Source organism: Mycolicibacterium sp. MU0050, assembly GCF_963378085.1.
Lineage (GTDB): Bacteria > Actinomycetota > Actinomycetes > Mycobacteriales > Mycobacteriaceae > Mycobacterium > Mycobacterium wendilense.
The window spans coordinates 2,405,589-2,420,096 of sequence record NZ_OY726395.1 but is presented as its reverse complement, the minus strand read 5'-3'; the positions used below and the strand labels follow the sequence as shown (position 1 = coordinate 2,420,096).

At 70.6% G+C, this 14,508-nt stretch carries 17 protein-coding genes; 9 read left to right on the top strand and 8 right to left on the bottom strand.

Annotated features, from left to right (window positions below):
• Window positions 1-71: 71 nt before the first annotated feature.
• From R2K23_RS11305 to R2K23_RS11295, 3 genes are read left to right on the top strand one after another with little or no spacing between them, the layout of a single operon-like run.
• Window positions 72-938, top strand: a complete 867-nt coding sequence (locus R2K23_RS11305) for an AraC family transcriptional regulator (RefSeq protein ID WP_316516713.1) — start codon at window positions 72-74, stop codon at window positions 936-938.
• Between the two features lie 40 nt (window positions 939-978).
• Window positions 979-1,902 (top strand): alpha/beta fold hydrolase, encoded by a 924-nt coding sequence (locus R2K23_RS11300; protein WP_316516711.1) that lies wholly within the window; start codon window positions 979-981, stop codon window positions 1,900-1,902.
• A 51-nt stretch (window positions 1,903-1,953) separates the two neighbouring features.
• Window positions 1,954-2,364 (top strand): nitroreductase family deazaflavin-dependent oxidoreductase, encoded by a 411-nt coding sequence (locus R2K23_RS11295; protein WP_316516710.1) that lies wholly within the window; start codon window positions 1,954-1,956, stop codon window positions 2,362-2,364.
• A 3-nt stretch (window positions 2,365-2,367) separates the two neighbouring features.
• Here R2K23_RS11295 and R2K23_RS11290 read toward each other — a convergent pair whose 3' ends face one another.
• Both R2K23_RS11290 and R2K23_RS11285 read right to left on the bottom strand, forming a co-directional pair.
• A complete protein-coding gene (locus R2K23_RS11290) occupies window positions 2,368-3,633 on the bottom strand; it encodes a competence/damage-inducible protein A (protein ID WP_316516708.1) in 1,266 nt (421 codons plus the stop codon).
• Window positions 3,634-3,635: 2 nt separating this feature from the next.
• On the bottom strand, window positions 3,636-4,298 hold the full coding sequence (locus R2K23_RS11285) for a GNAT family N-acetyltransferase (RefSeq protein ID WP_316516707.1): 663 nt from the start codon (window positions 4,296-4,298) through the stop codon (window positions 3,636-3,638).
• Between the two features lie 89 nt (window positions 4,299-4,387).
• On the opposite strand from R2K23_RS11285, the gene R2K23_RS11280 reads away from it, so the two are divergent.
• Both R2K23_RS11280 and R2K23_RS11275 read left to right on the top strand, forming a co-directional pair.
• On the top strand, window positions 4,388-5,533 hold the full coding sequence (locus tag R2K23_RS11280; RefSeq protein ID WP_316516705.1) for an epoxide hydrolase family protein: 1,146 nt from the start codon (window positions 4,388-4,390) through the stop codon (window positions 5,531-5,533).
• A gap of 109 nt (window positions 5,534-5,642) precedes the next feature.
• Window positions 5,643-6,776: a nitronate monooxygenase gene (locus R2K23_RS11275; protein WP_316516703.1), complete on the top strand. Its 1,134-nt coding sequence runs from the start codon at window positions 5,643-5,645 to the stop codon at window positions 6,774-6,776.
• Between the two features lie 9 nt (window positions 6,777-6,785).
• On the opposite strand, the gene R2K23_RS11270 is transcribed toward R2K23_RS11275, so the two are convergent.
• A complete protein-coding gene (locus R2K23_RS11270) occupies window positions 6,786-7,178 on the bottom strand; it encodes a hypothetical protein (protein ID WP_316517213.1) in 393 nt (130 codons plus the stop codon).
• Between the two features lie 181 nt (window positions 7,179-7,359).
• On the opposite strand from R2K23_RS11270, the gene R2K23_RS11265 reads away from it, so the two are divergent.
• Window positions 7,360-7,938, top strand: coding sequence for a hypothetical protein (locus tag R2K23_RS11265; protein ID WP_316516701.1), 579 nt, complete (start codon window positions 7,360-7,362; stop codon window positions 7,936-7,938).
• Here R2K23_RS11265 and R2K23_RS11260 read toward each other — a convergent pair.
• Complete coding sequence (locus tag R2K23_RS11260; RefSeq protein WP_316516699.1) at window positions 7,907-8,299, bottom strand: dopamine receptor D4; 393 nt, start codon at window positions 8,297-8,299, stop codon at window positions 7,907-7,909. The two genes, R2K23_RS11265 and R2K23_RS11260, sit on opposite strands and share 32 nt — an antisense overlap.
• A gap of 188 nt (window positions 8,300-8,487) precedes the next feature.
• Here R2K23_RS11260 and R2K23_RS11255 point away from each other — a divergent pair, with 188 nt between their 5' ends.
• The 3 genes from R2K23_RS11255 to R2K23_RS11245 are packed head-to-tail and all read left to right on the top strand — an operon-like array spanning window position 8,488 to window position 11,162.
• Window positions 8,488-9,723 carry a cytochrome P450 gene (locus R2K23_RS11255; RefSeq protein WP_316516697.1) on the top strand — a complete coding sequence of 412 codons (1,236 nt, stop codon included), beginning with the start codon at window positions 8,488-8,490 and terminating at the stop codon, window positions 9,721-9,723.
• A 54-nt stretch (window positions 9,724-9,777) separates the two neighbouring features.
• The gene (locus R2K23_RS11250; RefSeq protein ID WP_316516695.1) at window positions 9,778-10,506 is read left to right on the top strand and encodes a FadR/GntR family transcriptional regulator; all 729 of its coding nucleotides are present in this window, start codon (window positions 9,778-9,780) and stop codon (window positions 10,504-10,506) included.
• Window positions 10,503-11,162, top strand: a complete 660-nt coding sequence (locus tag R2K23_RS11245; RefSeq protein WP_316516692.1) for a sterol desaturase family protein — start codon at window positions 10,503-10,505, stop codon at window positions 11,160-11,162. Before R2K23_RS11250 ends, R2K23_RS11245 begins: the two co-directional genes overlap by 4 nt.
• Here R2K23_RS11245 and R2K23_RS11240 read toward each other — a convergent pair.
• The 4 genes from R2K23_RS11240 to R2K23_RS11225 form a co-directional block, all read right to left on the bottom strand.
• Window positions 11,155-12,423 (bottom strand): DUF7159 family protein, encoded by a 1,269-nt coding sequence (locus R2K23_RS11240; protein WP_316516690.1) that lies wholly within the window; start codon window positions 12,421-12,423, stop codon window positions 11,155-11,157. The two genes, R2K23_RS11245 and R2K23_RS11240, sit on opposite strands and share 8 nt — an antisense overlap.
• A gap of 154 nt (window positions 12,424-12,577) precedes the next feature.
• On the bottom strand, window positions 12,578-12,919 hold the full coding sequence (fdxA, locus tag R2K23_RS11235) for a ferredoxin (protein ID WP_316516689.1): 342 nt from the start codon (window positions 12,917-12,919) through the stop codon (window positions 12,578-12,580).
• Between the two features lie 72 nt (window positions 12,920-12,991).
• Complete coding sequence (locus R2K23_RS11230; protein ID WP_316516688.1) at window positions 12,992-13,873, bottom strand: cytochrome c biogenesis CcdA family protein; 882 nt, start codon at window positions 13,871-13,873, stop codon at window positions 12,992-12,994.
• Window positions 13,874-13,876: 3 nt separating this feature from the next.
• Window positions 13,877-14,404, bottom strand: a complete 528-nt coding sequence (locus R2K23_RS11225; protein WP_316516687.1) for a protein disulfide oxidoreductase — start codon at window positions 14,402-14,404, stop codon at window positions 13,877-13,879.
• Between the last annotated feature and the right edge of the window lie 104 nt (window positions 14,405-14,508).

Below are 14,508 nucleotides of genomic sequence, written 5' to 3'. Positions count from 1 at the left end.
CTTCACACGCGCGGACAAGCGACGGGCATGGGCTGGCCCATACCCTGCCTCCACTTGTACCCTCGATCACCATGACCGTCTCTGCGCTATCGGACAGACATGATGCAGAATCGGCCACGCCCCGGCAGATCGACCTGCGCCGGGGTGGCCGCGCCCTGGCCGGCAGCTATCTGTACGAGGGCGACAAGCTGCTGACCGGCTGGCATTCCCACGACGTCCACCAGATCGAATACGCCATGGGCGGCGTCGTCGAGGTCGAGACCCGGGCCGGCCACTATCTGCTGCCCCCGCAGCAGGCGGCCTGGCTGCCGGTCGGCCTGGAGCATTCGGCGACGATGAACCCCGACGTCAAGACCATCGCGGTGATGTTCGATCCGCAGCTACTCCCGCACGCCGGCAATCGCGCCCGGATCCTCGCGGTGTCGCCGCTGATCCGGGAGATGATGATCTACGCGCTGCGCTGGCCGATCGACCGCCGCGTGGGCTCTCGCGAGGAGGAGGCGATCGCCGACGGCTTCTTCCGGACTCTGGCGCACCTGGTCGCCGATGCGCTGGATCACGAGGCGCCGCTGAACCTGCCCACCTCGGACCATCCCATCGTGGCCGCCGCCATGGCCTACACCAAGGAACACCTGCAGTCGGTCAGCGCCGAGGACGTCAGCCGAGCCGTCGCGGTCTCCGAGCGGACGCTGCGCCGACTGTTCGGCGACACCCTGGGGATCTCCTGGCGCACCTACCTGCTGCACGCCCGGATGTTGCGGGCCATGGCGTTGCTGGCATTGCCCGAAACCAGCGTGCAGGACGTGTCCAGCGCCGTGGGCTTCGACAACCTGAGCTCGTTCACGCGGGCATTCGCGCAGTTCAGCGGCGAGACCCCGTCGTCGTACCGGCGCCGGGTCAAGCGCGTCGAGGAACCGACCGGTCGGCGCCGCCGCTAGCGATTTCGTCGCTGAAATGTGGCGTGCGACACTGCTGGCTATGCGAAATCCACTCGGGGCGCCGAAGCTGGCGCGGCCCAAGCTCGAAGGCAGCATCGCCGTCGGCGAGTTCCGGCGGGTCGGGTTCGCCGAGTTCGGCGACCCGCAGGGCCGACCGGTGTTCTGGCTGCACGGCACCCCGGGGGCGCGCCGGCAGATCCCGACCGAGGCCAGGGTGTACGCCGAGGAGAACCAGCTGCGCCTGATCGGCGTGGACCGGCCCGGCATCGGCTCCTCGACGCCCCACCAGTACGAGAACGTCGCCGCGTTCGCCGACGACCTGCGGGTCATCGCCGACACACTGGGGATCGACAAGATGACCGTGGTCGGCCTGTCCGGCGGCGGGCCCTACACGCTGGCCGCCGCGGCCGCCATGCCGGACCGGGTGGTGGCCGTCGGCGTTCTCGGCGGCGTCGCACCGGCCGTGGGACCCGACGCGATCAAAGGCGGCGCCATGACGCTCGGCACCGCCGTCGCCCCGGTGCTCGAGGTGGTGGGCGAGCCCGTCGGCGCCGTGGCCACCGGCCTGGTCCGGCTGATCAAGCCCGTGGCGCTGCCGGTCCTGGAGATCTACGCGCGGGTCTCGCCGGAGGGCGACCGCCGGCTGCTGACGCGACCGGAGTTCAAGGCGATGTTCCTCGACGACCTGCTCAACGGCGGACGCAAACAGCTGGGGGCCCCGTTCGCCGACGTGGTGAACTTCGCCCGGGACTGGGGATTTCGCCTCGACGAGGTCAAGGTCCCGGTCCGGTGGTGGCACGGCGACAAGGACCACATCATTCCGTACTCGCACGGCGCGCACGTGGTGGCCAAGCTGCCCGACGCCGAGATGTTCACGCTGCCCGGCGAAAGCCACCTCGCCGGATTGGGCTACGCCCACGACATTCTCGGGTCGATGGCCGAACTCTGGGAACGCCACACGTAAGACCGGCGGCCGAACACGGCGGCACGGAACAGCCGATACCGAAGGACAGCGATGCGAGCCCAGGACCACCCCAACCACACTCCCGACGTGCCGATGTTGTTCTCCCCGACGGTGGAGCGCCTGCAGATCAAGTACGTCAACCCGGCACTGGCGCCCCTGGCGAAGCGGCTGCCCGGGTTCACCATCGTCAAGCACACGGGCCGCACCTCCGGCACCCCGTACGAGACGATCGTGACGTCCTACCGCAAGGGCAACGTGTTCGCGGTGCTGCTGGCCCACGGCAAGACCAACTGGGTCAAGAACGTGCTGGCCGCCGGTCAGGCCGACGTGCGGCTGCTCGGCCGCGAACTGCACATCGTGAACCCGCGGATCGTCCCGGTGGGATCCGATGGCACCGGGCTTCCGTTGATCCCCCGGCTGGCGCTGCGCAAGGCCGGCGTGTTCGTCGCCGACATCGCCTAGCCCTCAGGTTTCGAGCAGCACCGACCGCAACAGGTGCATGGCCACCGTGCTGGACCGCTCCCGGATGTCGGCCCGGCCACCGGGCAGCAGCAACATTTCGGTCCGGGTGGCGCCGTCGGTGCGCTGCACGCTGAAACACACCGTGCCGACGGGCTTCTCGTCGGTACCGCCGCCGGGTCCGGCGATCCCGGTGATGGCCACCGCGGTGTCGGCGTCGAAGCGCCGCAACGCGCCCGCCGCCATCGCCTCGGCCACCGGCTCGGAAACCGCGCCGTGCTCGGCGATCAGGGCGGGGTCGACACCGAGCACCGCGCTCTTGGCCTCGTTGGAATAGACCACCGCCCCGCCGGTGACGTACGCCGAGGACCCGGGGCGGTCGGTCAGCCGGGCGGCGACCAGTCCCGCGGTGCACGACTCGGCCGTGGCGACGCGTCGTCCCGCCAACAGCGCCGCGACCTGGTCGTCGACCGTCGCCCCGTCGGTCGAGTACAGCTCCCGCCGGTGGTGCTCGGACAGCACCTCGGTCAGCGCGCGGTAGCTCGGCTCGGCGGCCGGCTCGTAACGGGTCACGATCTCCAGTTCGCCGCGCCGCAGACAGGTGGTGATCTCGAGCCGGTCGAACCCCGGCACCCGGGACTCGGCCAACCGCAGCGTGTCGGCGAGTTCGGACTCGGGCACGCCGAACATCCGCAGCGTCTCCTGGCGGTACTGCGTGCGCGCCGCGATGGCCTGCTGCACGGTGTGGGTGGCCAGCGCGGCCGGCCACATCGCCTGCAGCTCCCGCGGCGGACCGGGCAGCACCACCACGGTCGGCGCGCCCGCAACCACCACCCCCGGGGCGGTGCCCACCGGTTCGAGGACCGTGGCGCCGGCGGGTACCAGGGCCTGCTTGCGGTTGGCGGCCATCACCGCGTCGAAGTCGGCGCCCGGATAGCGTTCCATCAGCCGCCGCAGGATCGCCGCGATGCGGTGTTCGAGCTCGACGTCCAATACCAGTTCGCGACCGCTGAATTCGGCGACGACCGCCACCGTCATGTCGTCGGCGGTGGGTCCCAGGCCGCCGGTCGTCAGGATCACGTCCACCCCGGCGTCGGCCTGGAAGCGCAGCGCCGCGGCGATGTCCTCGGGCCGGTCACCGCAGATGGTGATGTGGGCGAGTTCGATCCCCAACTCCAGCAACCGGTCGGCCAGCCACGGCCCGTTGCGATCGGCGATCCGCCCGGTGAGGACCTCGGTTCCGGTGACGACGATGCCCGCGCGAGTCCCCACGGCTACGGCGTCGCCCCGGGCGCGCGGACCACCATCGGCACCGCCGGGAAGTACGCGGCCATCTGCGAGCGGCACTGCCGCAGCGCGGCCGTCCCGTACCCCCTCTTGCGGTGTTCGGGGCGAATCCAGATCCGCACGTTCACCTCGCCGCCGATCAGTTCGCCGAAGACCATCCCCACCTTCTGCTCCCCCTCGACGGCGACGAACCAGGCGGCGTCCTCGGAGTGCAGGCGGGTCTTCGCCGCGCTGATCTCGTCGTCGACGTCTCGGGCCGGGGCGCCGGAACCGTCGCCGGCGGTGTGGGTGTCCTCGGTACGTGCGGCGAAGATGTCCCGGTCGCGCTCGCCGTCGAAAGGCCGCAGCGTCAACGTCTCACCGCTGGCAGCGGGCCGCTCGCCCACGGTGAAACTGAGTCGGGAGTTGAGGTCCTCGAGTTCGGCGGCGATCTTGCGCCGCGAACTCTTGGTGAGCCACTCGAAGGACAGCCCCAGGACCGCCTCGGCCGAGCGCCGCGACGATCCCAGCACGTCGGCGATGGCATCGATGGCCGCGCAGCGGTCCTCGGCCTCGACGATGGCGTCGAGCAACTCGTGTCTGCGGTCGAGCGCGCTCAGCATGGCGTCGGTGATCTCCCGACGCGCGGCGGCGATGTCGTGATCGGCCATGACGCAACTGTAGATCAGCCGCGCGGCCCCGCGCTGGCGGAACCGCCCGGGGTAGGGTCGGGCGCCGAGCCGTCGGAGAAGGGAGCGTCGTGAGCGCAGCCGTACCGCCCGTTCGACCTTTTCGGATCGCCGTCGACGACGCCGATCTGGCCGATTTGCGCCAACGCCTGGCCCGGACCCGCTGGCCGGACCCGGAATGCGTGCAGGACTGGAGCCAGGGCATCCCGCTGGCCTACACCCGCGAGCTGGCGCAGTACTGGGAACGCGACTACGACTGGCGCGCCAGGGAGGCCGCGCTCAACGAGTTCGCGCAGTTCCACACCGAAATCGATGGACTGGACCTGCATTTCATCCATCAGCGCTCGCCGCACGACGGCGCGCTGCCGTTGGTGATCACCCACGGCTGGCCGGGCTCCGTCGTCGAATTCCTCAAGGTGATCGGTCCGCTGACCGATCCGACCGCGCACGGCGGCCGCGCCGAGGACGCCTTTCACGTGGTGTGCCCGTCGCTGCCCGGCTACGGCTTCTCGGGCAAGCCGACCGCGGCGGGCTGGGGTGTCGAGCGGATCGCGGCGGCCTGGGAGACGTTGATGCAGCGCCTCGGCTATTCCAGCTACGGCGCGCAGGGCGGCGACTGGGGGGCGGCGGTCACCAGCGAGATCGGCCGAAATGGGGGCGGCTGCATCGGAATTCATCTGAACATGCCGCTGGGACGCCCGCCGGCCGAACCCGCGGACGGATTCAGCGCCGAAGAACAGCAGGCGCTGGCGGCCGCCGCGGAGCACCGCCGCTGGGGCACCGGCTACGCCACCCAGCAGTCGACCCGCCCGCAGACGCTGGGCTACGGCCTGGCCGACTCGCCGGTGGGGCAACTGGCCTGGATCGTCGAGAAGTTCTGGGCGTGGACCGACTGCGGCGGCCACCCGGAGAACGTGCTCGGCCGCGACGAGATGCTCGACAACGTGATGCTGTACTGGCTGACCAACTCGGCCACCTCCGCGGCGCGGCTGTACTGGGAGAGCTACCGCGGCTTCGGACGCGGACGGCGGGTTCAGATCCCCACCGGGGTGGCGTCCTTCCCCAAGGAGATCCTGCAGGCGCCGCGGCAGTGGTGCGAGGACCGCTACCGCATCACGCACTGGACGACGATGCCGCGCGGCGGCCACTTCGCTGCGTTCGAGCAGCCGGAACTGTTCGTCGAGGACGTCCGGAAGTTCTTCGCGACCCTGCGCTGATCGGCACAAAGTTCGGGAGGGTCGTGTGCGCGACGGGGCGGCTGGGATAAACTAGAACACGTTCCAGTCTTGCACTGATCCCCTGCCATACGCTCACCAGGAGCCGACTATGCATACTCCCCTCTGCGACCAATTGGGCATCGAATTCCCCATCTTCGCCTTCACCCACTGCCGCGACGTGGTGGTGGCGGTGAGCAAGGCCGGCGGATTCGGCGTGCTCGGCGCGGTCGGGTTCACCCCCGAGCAGCTCGAGATCGAGCTGAACTGGATCGACGAGAACATCGGCGACCACCCATACGGCGTCGACATCGTGATCCCCAACAAGTACGAGGGGATGGACGCCACCGACCTGTCCCCCGAGGTGCTCAAGAAAACCCTCAACGACCTGGTGCCCCAGGAGCACATCGACTTCGCCAAGAAGATCCTGTCCGACCACGGGGTCCCGGTCGAGCACAGCGACGACGACGCGTTGCAGCTGCTGGGCTGGACGGAGGCCACCGCGACGCCGCAGGTCGAGGTCGCGTTGCAGCACCCCAAGGTGACCATGATCGCCAACGCGCTGGGCACCCCGCCGGCCGACATGATCAAGCACATCCACGACGCGGGCCGGGTGGTCGCCGCGCTGTGCGGTTCGGCGCGCCAGGCCCGCAAGCACGCCGACGCCGGCGTCGACATCATCATCGCCCAGGGCGGCGAGGCCGGCGGCCACTGCGGCGATGTCGGCTCGATCGTGCTGTGGCCGGAGGTGGTCAAGGAGGTCGCGCCGATTCCGGTGCTGGCCGCCGGCGGTATTGGGAGCGGCCAGCAGATCGCCGCGGCGCTGGCGCTGGGCACCCAGGGGGCCTGGACCGGATCGCAGTGGCTGATGGTCGAGGAGGCCGAGAACACCCCGGTGCAGCAGGCCGCCTACGCCAAGGCCACCAGCCGCGACACGGTCCGCAGCCGCTCCTTCACCGGGAAACCCGCGCGCATGCTGCGCAACGAGTGGACCGAGGCCTGGGAGAACCCGGAGAACCCGAAGCCGCTCGGAATGCCGTTGCAGTACATGGTTTCCGGCATGGCGGTGGCCGCCACCCACAAGTATCCCGACGAGTCCGTCGACGTCGCGTTCAACCCGGTCGGCCAGGTCGTCGGGCAATTCACCAAGGTCGAGAAGACCTCGGCGGTCATCGAACGCTGGGTGCAGGAGTACCTGGAGTCGACCGCCACGCTGAACGCGCTCAACGAGGCCGCCGAGGCCTGACCGGCCGGCTCAGGCGTAGAAGTCCTGCTGCCAGCCCCGGTCCCCCGCGCATTCGAGGGGAAGTCCGTCCGGGGATTGGGCCGCCGCGCCGCGATTCGTCGGGCACGGCGCCCCGATCTCCTGCACGCCGTACAGCGGCGGGGACCACACCCAGAATCCGGAGTCGACCGGCGGCCACTGGTTGGGGATGTAGTGGCAGGCGTACGTCTGCCCCTCCACCCCGCGGCCGAAGATGAACCGTTCCCAGCTGTGGCACTTGGTGCTCAGCTGGACGTCGTGGGCCATCCCGGGCACGTCGGCGTACGCGTGCTCGGGATCGGCGGCCGCCGCCCCGGCGGCCGCCAGCGCCACCGCGACGGTGGCGGCGAGTACGGCACCCGAGCCGACCACGTTGCGCATCATGTCGCGCGTCCGGTCGCCAATCATGGACGCCTCCCGTCGGCTCGTTGCCGCGAAGCCTATCGGGTGCCGCCGCGCGCTCGGTGAACTTTCCCGCGAAACACCGTCGTCGCAACGACAGGATCGCTGCGCAGGGTGCTTTGCTGGACGGACACGGTTCAATGAGCACAGGAGGGCCCGGGTGTTGTCCAGTCGCAATGTGTTGATGCTGACCGGATTGGGTGCGGTGCTGGCGACCGTCGCGCTCTTCGCCGGCGTGATGACGCAGCCGGCCGGCCAACGGGCGCTTCCGGCCGCGGAGGCGGCGCCGGTGAGCCCGACGACGACCACCAGCAGGGCCGGCACGGACACCGATGAGCTCGGTTTCATCTCCTCCAAGGCCCGCTGCGAGCAGGGGCAGAGCGCAGTCGCGCTGGGCCGCACCCAGCGGTCGATGGTGGCGGTCTGCGCGGAGCCCGACGGTGGCTACGAATACCGCGGCGTGCGGATCGACGACGGCGCCCTGCTGCGGACCTCGGCGCGATCCTCCGGCGCCGGCACGTTCGTCGCGGACAACGAGGGCGCCCGGTACACGGTGTCGCCGAAGGCTCTGGAGGTGACCTCCGGCGGCAAGGTGATCTACCGCGACACCTGGGCGTTCTACGAGGCGCCCAGCTTCGCCGCCGAATCCGACGGCACGACCCGCACCGCGACCCCGACCGCCACGGCGACGGCCACCGTGACGACGACGGTCACGAAGACGGTGGCACCTCAACCGCGCTAGGCGCAGGTGCGGGTGGGGGCGCGGGCTGCGGCCCGGCGGGCAGCCCGCGCGGCGAATACGCGTCGGGATTCATCGGCCGTTGCGTCAGCAGCAGCAGCGCGTCGGCGCCGCTGACTTCCTGGGTCTGCACCGCGTGCCACAGGTCACGCAGATAGCCCAGGCCGCGGCCCTCCGGCGGCGGGGTGCTGGTGGCGCCCGGCGGCAGATTCTCCGGGCTCGCCAGGTGCGGCGTGCCCACGCTCGCCTCCGCGGCGACATCCGGCCGCGGCTCCGGCGCCGCGGGGTCCGCGCCCGCGACGGGCGCCAGGCCGATTGCGACGGCCGCGCCCAGCGAGCCGAGCAGAACTGGTCGAGTGCGCATATCCGGTCATCACCCCGCGGGTCCGGGTTGTTACATCCGCTCCAGTATCGGCCTTCGGTCGAGATTTCGCGCGCCGGAGCGTCCCCGTTTGACCGATGCCCGCAAAACCGGCCAACCGGCGTCGCATCCGGTGTAGGAACGGGCCATAGGGCCCGATACGAGTTCACCGCAGCGAGGAGCTCACCGAAATGACCGTTCCCAGCCTGTCCCCCGGTTTCGACTTCACCGACCCCGACCTGAACTGCGAACGCCTACCGGTCGACGAGCTCGCCGAGTTGCGCCGCGTCGCCCCGATCTGGTGGAACGCCCAGCCTCTCGGGGACGGCGGTTTCGACGACGGCGGCTTCTGGCTGGTGACCAAGCACAAGGACGTCAAGGAGATCTCGATCCGCAGCGACGTGTTCTCCAGCGAGGCCAAGACCGCGCTGCCCCGCTATCCCAAGGGATCCACCGCCGAGCAGCTCGAGACGGGCAAGTTCGTGCTGTTGAACATGGACGCGCCGCACCACACCCACCTGCGCAAGATCATCTCCCGCGGCTTCACGCCGCGGGCGGTCGAACGGCTGCGCGCCGATCTCGACGCGCGGGCGCAGCAGATCGCCAGGACCGCGGCGGCGCAGGGCCGGGGCGACTTCGTCGAGCAGGTCGCCTGCGAACTCCCGCTGCAGGCCATCGCCGGGCTGATCGGGGTTCCGCTGGCCGATCGCAAGAAGCTGTTCGACTGGTCGAATCAGATGGTCAGCGACGACGACCCGGAGTTCGCCCACTACGACAACCGCAGTGCGGCAACGGAATTGATTATGTACGCAATGCAGCTGGCGGCCCAGCGCGCCGAGCAGCCGGGTGAGGACATCGTCACCACCCTGATCGAGGCGGACGTCGAGGGGCACAAGCTCTCCGACGACGAGTTCGGCTTCTTCATGGTGCTGCTGGCCGTCGCCGGCAACGAGACCACCCGAAATTCCATCACCCACGGCATGATCGCGTTCGCCGAGCACCCCGAGCAGTGGGCGCTGTACCGGCGGCAACGCCCGCCGACCGCTGTCGACGAGATCGTGCGGTGGGCCACGCCGGTGACCTCCTTCCAGCGCACCGCCCTGACCGACTACGAACTGTCCGGGGTGCAGATCAAGAAGGGCCAGCGGGTGGTGATGTCGTATCGCTCGGCCAATTTCGACGAGGATGTCTTCACCGACCCGCTGCGCTTCGACATCCTCCGCGACCCCAACCCGCACGTGGGGTTCGGCGGCACCGGGGCGCACTACTGCATCGGGGCGAACCTGGCGCGGATGACCATCGACCTGATGTTCAACGCGATCGCCGACCACATGCCGGACCTGACCGGCGTCGGGGCGCCACAACGGCTGCGCAGCGGCTGGCTCAACGGGATCAAGCACTGGCAGGTCGACTACCGCGGCCGCTGATCCCTACTGGTATGACCACTTGACCACTGGTGGGGTCTGCGGCAGGCTGGGGCCATGGCACTGCAGCCGGTCAACCGCCGCTCCGTCCCCGAGGACGTCTTCGACCAGCTCATCGGGGAGGTGCTGCGCGGCGACCTCCGCCCCGGCGACACCCTGCCCAGCGAGCGCCGGCTGGCGGAGGTGCTCGGGGTGTCCCGGCCGGCGGTGCGCGAAGCGCTCAAGCGGATGACGGCCACCGGCCTGGTGGAGGTGCGCCAGGGCGACGCCACCACCGTGCGCGACTACCGTCGGCACGCCGGCTTGGATCTGCTCCCCCACCTGGTGGTGCGCGACGGCGTGCTGGACCTCGCGGTGGTGCGCAGCATCCTGGAGACCCGGCTGCACAACGGGCCCAAGGTCGCCGAGCTGGCCGCCCGCCGGGGCGGGCCACGAGCCCGCGAACCGCTGGCCGCCGCCGTCGAACTCCTGGCCGCCGAGTCGGATCCGGTTGCGCGGCAACGGCACGCGCTGAGCTTCTGGGACCATGTCGTCGACGCAGCCGACTCCGTGGCCTTCCGGCTGATGTACAACACGCTGCGGGCCACCTACGAGCCGGCGCTGGCCGCGCTGGCCACGGTGATGGCCGCCGAGGTCGGCCGGCCCGACGCCTACCGGCGCCTTGCCGGGGCCATCTGCGACGGCGACGAGGCCGGCGCCCAGCGGGCCGCCGCAGACCTGCTGGAACCGGCCACCACGGCAATCCTCGCCGCGCTGGCCGACCTCGAGGAATCGACGCCGTCATGAGCACGAGACGTGAGGCGTTCACGCTGGCCGACGCGGCCCGCGAGTTCGTCCGGCACCCCACCCCATGGATGATCGCCGCGACGCTGGCGGTCGCCGCGGTGTGGCGCGGGTCCCTCGGGGATTGGCGGCCGACCGACGCGCTGGTGCCGCTGGGTCTGCTGGTCGCGTTCCCCTTCGTGGAGTGGTGCATCCACGTGGTGATCCTGCACTGGCGGCCGCGGCGGTTCCTCGGCGTGACCCTCGATCCGCTGTTGGCCCGCAAGCACCGCGAGCATCACGTCGACCCGCGGGCGGTCGGGCTGATCTTCATCCCCTGGCAGGCGCTGCTGTGGGTGCTGCCTGGTGCCGTCGTCGTGGCCGTGGCGGCCTTCCCGCGCATCGAGCTCGCCGGGACCTTCCTGATGTCGCTGAGCGTGTTCGGGCTGGTCTACGAATGGATGCACTATCTGATCCACACCGACTACAAGCCGAAATCAAAGGTGTACAAAGCGATTTGGCGCAATCACCGGCAGCACCATTTCAAGAACGAGAAGTTCTGGTTCACGGTCACCACCGCGGGCACCGCCGACCGTGTCCTGGGCACCGGCCCGGACCCGCGGTCGGTGCCCAGCTCCCCGACCGCGAAGAACCTGCACGCGCTGCGGCCGGTCAGTTGAACCGGTTGAGCCCGGGAATCTTGTCGATGATGCGGTCGCGCAGGCGCGGCTTCTCGGGTACCTGCGGCACCACCGGGGCCACCACCGGTGGCGGCGGCTGGATCGGGTTGATGGGCTCGACGACCGGCGCCGGCGGATAGGCGGGGGTGATGGCCTCGATCGTCGGCACCGGCGCGACGACCGGCGGCGGGGGCGGCGGCGCCTCCTGCGCCGGCGGCGCGGCCGGAGCGGGCGCGGGTGCGGGTGCGGCCGGTTCCGGTGCGGGCAGGGCCTGCGCCGGCGGGGGCGGCGGTGCGGGTGCGGCGGGCGGCGGCGCGGGTGCCGCGGGCGGTTCGGCCGGGGCCGCGGGCCTGGCCGGAGCCGCCGGGCGCGCCGACGGTAGCTGCGCCTTCGACGGCGGCGCCTTGATCGGCGCACTGCCGATGCCCTCGGTCGGCTTGGTCACCACGGCGGTGTCGCGATGGGTGTCGCTGCGCGGGATCAGGTGCGGGCTGACGGCCAACGACACGGCCACCACGAACGTGACCGCGCCGGCCACCAGCATGGTCAACGGCACCGCGGGCCAGCGGCCACCGGCGCCGTTGGCGGTGGCGGCCGGCTGCGGATCCGCCGCCGAGGCCAATGCCGCGCCGTGCGCCAACGCCAGTTCGGCCTCCGGCGGGTCGAAGACGGGCACACCCAGCTCGTCCTGCAACAACGCGGCGAGCGCGTCGAGACCACCCACCGAACCCACCAGGAACAGGCCCTCGGGGCGCCAATCGTGGCGCTGCAGGCCGGCCCGGATCCAGGCCACCAGCTGATCCTCGCTGTCGACGGCGTAACTGACCGCCGTGTCGATCTCGCCGTCCTGGGAGTCGACGAGGGACAGGATCACGGCGTCGGGCTCGAGCACGCAGACGGCGGTGCGCTCGTAGCCGATCATCGTGCCGATGCTGCGGGCCAGCGCCTCGGCGGCGCGCGGCGACTGCACCGCGACCACGTTGGCCAGGCCCATGTCCGCCAGCGAGTCGAGTAGCAGCGAGGCCTCCAGATCGGCGTCCGGGCTCCAGGTGACGCCGATGGAGTGCAGGCGATGCCCGTCGGACTCCGCGATGCTCAACACCGCCTCGGCGACCTGCTCGGAGGCCCGCCCGGGCGCGCCCTCGCCGCCGAACACGTCGAACTCGTCGTGCCCGAGGGTGGCGCCGTCGGCGCCGCGTCCCTCGACGAGGACGGTTTGGACGTTGGTGGCCGTTACAGACAGGCCCAGCACCGTGTCCACGCAACTTCTCCCTTCGTGTCCGGACCGCCGCAGCGCCGCAGCGAACTCCGAACACGCGAGAAACGAGCCGGGAAGGCGACGCGTGCCGTCGACCCCCGACACACTTCAGTGCATTTCTCTACCGCATCGCGTCCCGAAACGCGAATGGAGCCGCTCAGTTCTTCCGGGGCATCGCCGCGACCAGGGGCGTGTCCACCCCCACCGGACCGAGCGCCGTCGCGCCGCCGGGTGTGCCCAGCGGCGCGCTGCGACCGGGCAGAATCTCGGTGAAGAACGCCGCGTTGTCCGCGAGGTGCGCGCGCTGGTCCTCGGGCAGGTCCGTCTCGTAGTAGATGGCGTCCACCTTGCAGATGAACGCGCAGGCCGCACAGTCGACGCACTCCTCGGGGTTGATGTAGAGCGAACGCTCACCCTCGTAGATGCAGTCGGCCGGGCAGTCCTGCACACAGGATTTGTCCACGACGTCCACACAGGCACTACCGATCACATAGGTCATGACCACGACAGTAGGTGTGACCCGCGGTTGCGGACACTCGCCGAAAGTCCCCGATCGCCAGGACGTCGGTCCCTAATCGAGCGGCCTGCGGGCGCTGGGGTGGCGCCGAAACCTGGTCCAGCACAGCGCGATCGCCAGCAGGACGACCAGCGCCGCCAGCCACGGCCAGGCGCCGGTCCGATGCACCCAGCCCGCCAGCGTCCCCTGAATCCGGCCCGCGGCCGCAATCAGCGGATCAGCGGGATCGCCCCCGCCGTGGAACAACCTGAGTTCGTAGACACCGTAGTAGGCGACGTAGAGACCGACGAGCGTCACCACCGCGCCGCCGACCCGGTTGATCGCCGGCAGCACCCGCCGCAGTCGGTCAGCCAGCGCCGAACTGGCGAAGGCCGCCGCCACCGCCAGCGTCCCGACCACCAACGCGAATCCGGCGGCATAGCTGAGATACACCAGCGCGGCGGTGCCCCACGACCCGGAGGCCGAGGCCCGCGCGCCGGCCGCCGTCACCGCCAGGAACGGCCCGATGGTGCAGGACAGCGACGCCACCGCGAAGCCGATGCCGTAGCCGAACATCGACAACACCCGCACCGTCGGGGCGCGTTGGGTGCGCGCGGACAGCCCCGCGGGCAGACCGACCCGCAGTTCCCGGCCGCTGAGCAGCCAGACGCCCAGCCCCACCAGCAGCACGCCGATCACCACGGTGACCACCGGCAGATAGCGCTGGATCGACGAGGCAAGTGCCACCGTCAGCGCCCCGAACGCGGCGAAAATCAGGAGGAAGCCCGCGGTCATCGCCGCGGTGGCCAGCACCGCACGCCCGATGGCCGTGCGCCGCTGGGTCCCCGGGGCCACCACCACGAAGGTCAGGTAGGCCGGCAGCATCGCGAACCCGCACGGGTTGAGGGCGGCAACCAGTCCGGCCGCCAGCGCCAGCCCGGCGAGCTCGAGGTCCACGGACTACGCGGTCAGCGCGGCCACCCGGGCCGACAGGTCCTGCTCGCTGATCGCCGACGTCGGGTTGTTGACGAACGTCGAGGTCCCGTCGGGCTTCACGAACAGGTAGGCGGGCTGCCAGGGCACGTCGAAACGGGCCCAGATCGCGCCGTCGGCGTCGTCGAGGTTGGTGAAGTTCAGGTTGTACTTCGAGACGAACTCCTGCATGGCCGCGCGCTCGGAACGCGCTGCGACGCCCACGAAGGTGACGTCCGGATTGGCGGCGGCCACTCGGCTCACCGTGGGCGCCTCCTGGTTGCAGAACGGGCACCACGGGGTCCAGAACCACAGCACCGCCGGCTTGCCCTGCAACTGGGCCCCATCGAACGGGGCGCCGGAGATCGTGGTGCCGGTGAAGTCCAGTCGCGAGTCGGCCGAGGCCACCGCGGTGGGCCCGACGAGCAGGGCCGCCAGCAAGGCCGGGGCCAGCAGCGCCGCGGCCGACCTCGCGAGCACCGCCCGGCGGGCCCGCTGAAGCAATTTCGTCATCATTTTTCCTCCCGGGATCAGGCCGAGCGGTTACCCCGAGTTGCTGCCGATCACACCCAGATCACACGCCCACCCCGGACCGGAGATCACGCAATTCGCGATTGCCA

Coding starts and splice junctions, on each gene's coding strand:
- R2K23_RS11305 (WP_316516713.1), top strand. CDS start 72: ATGACCGTCTCTGCGCTATCGGACAGACATGATGCAGAATCGGCCACG.
- R2K23_RS11300 (WP_316516711.1), top strand. CDS start 979: ATGCGAAATCCACTCGGGGCGCCGAAGCTGGCGCGGCCCAAGCTCGAA.
- R2K23_RS11295 (WP_316516710.1), top strand. CDS start 1,954: ATGCGAGCCCAGGACCACCCCAACCACACTCCCGACGTGCCGATGTTG.
- R2K23_RS11285 (WP_316516707.1), bottom strand. CDS start 4,298: ATGGCCGATCACGACATCGCCGCCGCGCGTCGGGAGATCACCGACGCC.
- R2K23_RS11275 (WP_316516703.1), top strand. CDS start 5,643: ATGCATACTCCCCTCTGCGACCAATTGGGCATCGAATTCCCCATCTTC.
- R2K23_RS11270 (WP_316517213.1), bottom strand. CDS start 7,178: ATGATGCGCAACGTGGTCGGCTCGGGTGCCGTACTCGCCGCCACCGTC.
- R2K23_RS11260 (WP_316516699.1), bottom strand. CDS start 8,299: ATGCGCACTCGACCAGTTCTGCTCGGCTCGCTGGGCGCGGCCGTCGCA.
- R2K23_RS11255 (WP_316516697.1), top strand. CDS start 8,488: ATGACCGTTCCCAGCCTGTCCCCCGGTTTCGACTTCACCGACCCCGAC.
- R2K23_RS11250 (WP_316516695.1), top strand. CDS start 9,778: ATGGCACTGCAGCCGGTCAACCGCCGCTCCGTCCCCGAGGACGTCTTC.
- R2K23_RS11245 (WP_316516692.1), top strand. CDS start 10,503: ATGAGCACGAGACGTGAGGCGTTCACGCTGGCCGACGCGGCCCGCGAG.
- fdxA (WP_316516689.1), bottom strand. CDS start 12,919: ATGACCTATGTGATCGGTAGTGCCTGTGTGGACGTCGTGGACAAATCC.
- R2K23_RS11225 (WP_316516687.1), bottom strand. CDS start 14,404: ATGATGACGAAATTGCTTCAGCGGGCCCGCCGGGCGGTGCTCGCGAGG.